Here is a 3,184-nt window from a genome sequence, read left to right on the forward strand (position 1 = left end):
CGGCCCGGCCGCCGGGCTGGTGCTTGCCCTCACCGAAGTTGAGCAAGGTGTTGGTCGTGCCTCTATACCCGAGCTTGTGGTTCAGGCCGGCCAGCACAACGTCGTTGCGCTCGCCGGTCAGCTGGCCTTGGGGGTCGACCAGCCGCTTGGGCACGATAAAAAGGGAAATGCCACGGGTGCCGGCCGGCAACTTGCCGTCGGGGCCAGGGATCTTGGCCAGCACCAGGTGCACGATGTTCTCGGTGATCTCGTGCTCACCGCCCGAGATCCACATCTTGTTGCCGGTGAGCCGGTAACGCGGCCCCAGCGGGTCTTGCTCGAAGCCTTCGCCATCGGGCTGCGCGCGGGTGACGATGTCGCTCAGGCTGGAGCCGGCCTGCGGCTCGCTCAGGCACATGGTGCCGAACCAGCGGCCGGCGAATTCGTTCTTGGCGAACACCTCGCGCTGGGTGGGCGTGCCGTGCGCCATCAGCAGGTTGGCATTGCCGGCGGTGAGCATGCCGTAGGCGCTCATCGCCACGCTGCCCAGCTTGAAGAAGCCGGCCGCGGCCAGCTGCACCACGAAGGGCAGCTGCATGCCGCCGACTTCGTAGGGCTGGGCGGCGGCGATCATGCCGCTTTCGGCATAGGCCAGCGCGGCCTGGTGCGTGGCCTGGGGCAGGTGCACCCGCTCGCCGTCGAAGTGGGGTTCCTCGGTGTCGGCCAGGCGGTTGAAGGGCGCGAACTTCTCGCGCGCCAGCCGCTCGCAGGTGTCGAGCACCGAGGTCACCGTCTCGGCCGAGTGGTCGGCAAAGTGCTCACGGGTGTACAGCGCATCCAGCTGCAGCCAGTGCTGCAGCAGGAAGTCGAGCGTGTCGCGGTAGGTCTTCACCGGGTCCCCGAACTCAAAGCACTTCGAAGATGCCGGCCGCGCCCATGCCGCCGCCGATGCACATGGTCACGCACACCTTCTTGGCGCCGCGGCGCTTGCCTTCGATCAGCGCATGGCCGGTCAGGCGCTGGCCGCTCACGCCATAAGGGTGGCCCAGCGCGATGGCGCCGCCGTTGACGTTGAGGCGGTCCATCGGAATGCCCAGCTTGTCGGCGCAGTACAGCACCTGCACCGCAAAGGCTTCGTTCAGCTCCCAGAGGTCGATGTCGTCCACCGTCAGGCCCAGGCGGGCCAGCACCTTGGGCACGGCGTACACCGGGCCGATGCCCATCTCGTCGGGCTCGCAGCCGGCCACCGCAAAGCCCAGGAAGCGGCCCAGCGGCTTCAGGCCCTGCTGCTCGGCCAGCTTTTCGCTGACCACCACGCAGGCACCCGCGCCGTCGCTGAACTGGCTGGCATTGCCGGCGGTGATGACGCCACCCGGCAGCGCGCTGCGGATGCCCTGCACCGCTTCCAGTGTGGTGCCGGGGCGGATGCCTTCGTCGGCACTCACGGTGACCTGGCGGGCCACCAGGCCCATCACCGGATCGGCCACGCCGGCGGTGACGGTGATGGGCGCGATCTCGGCATCAAACAGGCCGGCCTCGCGCGCCGCGGCGGCCTTTTGCTGGCTGGCGGCGCCGTACTCGTCCATGCGCTGCTTGGGAATGCCGTAGCGCTTGGCCACCGTCTCGGCGGTTTCCAGCATCGACATGTAGATGGCCGGCTTGTTCTCGGTGAGCCAACGCTCGGTCAGCATGTGGGTGTTCATCTCCTGCTGCACGCAGGAGATGCTTTCCACGCCACCGGCGACGTAGGCATCGGCCTCACCGGCGATCACGCGCTGCGAGGCCATGGCGATGGTTTGCAGGCCGCTGGAGCAGAAGCGGTTGATGGTGACGCCGGCCACCGTCAGCGGCAGGCCGGCGCGCAGCGCGATCTGGCGCGCGATGTTGGCGCCGGTGGCCCCTTCGGGGTTGGCGCAGCCCATCAGCACGTCTTCGATCAGCTCGGGGGCTATGCCGGCGCGCTGCACCGCGGCGGCCACCGCATGGCCGCCCAGCGTGGCGCCATGGGTCATGTTGAAGCCACCCTTCCAGCTCTTGGCCAGGGGCGTGCGGGCGGTGGAGACGATCAGTGCGGAAGTCATGTGGTTCTCCCCGTCGTGTTCAGTTGAAGCTCTTGCCTTCGGCCGCCAGGCGGGCCAGCAGCGGCGCGGGTTCCCAGAAGCCGGCGTCGTCGTGCGGGTTCTGTGCAAAGCGCTTCATCGTCTGCACCACGTTGAACAGGCCCTGGGTGTCGGCATAGTTCATCGGGCCACCGCGATGCAGCGGGAAGCCATAGCCGGTGAGGTAGACCATGTCCACGTCGCTGGCCTTGCTGGCGATGCCCTCTTCCACGATCTTGGCGCCTTCATTCACCAGCGAATACACCAGCCGGTGCACGATCTCTTCGTCGCTGATCTTGCGCGGCGTGATGCCCAGCTCGGCACGGTGCTTCTCGATCATCTCGTTGACCGCCGCCGACGGGATGGCGTCGCGCTTGCCGGGCACGTAGTCGTACCAGCCGGCGCCGGTCTTCTGGCCGTAGCGGCCCATCTCGCACAGCAGGTCGGCCGTCTTGCTGTAGCGCATGTCGGGCTTTTCCTGGTAGCGGCGCTTGCGGATGGCCCAGCCGATGTCGTTGCCGGCCAGGTCGCCCATGCGGAACGGGCCCATCGCAAAGCCGAACTTCTCGACCGCCTTGTCCACCTGCTGCGGCGTGGCGCCTTCTTCCAGCAGGAAGCCGGCCTGGCGGCTGTACTGCTCGATCATGCGGTTGCCGATGAAGCCGTCGCACACACCGCTGACCACGGCCGTCTTCTTGATCTTCTTGGCCAGCGACATCACCGTGGCCAGCACGTCCTTGCCGGTCTTGGCGCCACGCACCACCTCCAGCAGCTTCATCACGTTGGCCGGGCTGAAGAAGTGCATGCCCACCACGTCCTGCGGGCGCTTGGTGAAGCTGGCGATCTTGTCGACGTCGAGCGTGGAGGTGTTGGAGGCCAGGATGGCACCGGGCTTCATCACCTCGTCGAGCGTGGTGAACACCTTCTCCTTGACGCCCAGTTCCTCGAACACCGCCTCGATCACCAGGTCGGCGTTCTGGATGTCCGCGTAGTCCAGCGTGGTGCTCAGCAGGGCCATGCGCTGCTCGTACTTGTCCTGCTTGAGCTTGCCCTTCTTGACCTGCGCTTCGTAGTTCTTGCGGATGGTGGCGATGCCACGGTCCAGC

The 3,184-nt window shown here is 67.1% G+C and carries 3 protein-coding genes; all 3 read right to left on the reverse strand.

The window, feature by feature from the left end:
* Window positions 1-871, reverse strand: an 871-nt coding sequence (locus ABNT58_RS24965) for an acyl-CoA dehydrogenase family protein (protein ID WP_348756087.1), incomplete at its 3' end; no start/stop codon positions are given.
* A 13-nt stretch (window positions 872-884) separates the two neighbouring features.
* On the reverse strand, window positions 885-2,060 hold the full coding sequence (locus ABNT58_RS24970) for an acetyl-CoA C-acyltransferase (RefSeq protein ID WP_348756088.1): 1,176 nt from the start codon (window positions 2,058-2,060) through the stop codon (window positions 885-887).
* 19 nt (window positions 2,061-2,079) lie between these two features.
* Window positions 2,080-3,184: 3-hydroxyacyl-CoA dehydrogenase NAD-binding domain-containing protein (locus ABNT58_RS24975; protein ID WP_348756089.1), on the reverse strand; the 1,105-nt coding region annotated here is incomplete at its 5' end.

It is taken from the genome of uncultured Aquincola sp. (assembly GCF_964001545.1).
In the GTDB taxonomy this organism is placed as follows: domain Bacteria; phylum Pseudomonadota; class Gammaproteobacteria; order Burkholderiales; family Burkholderiaceae_C; genus Aquincola.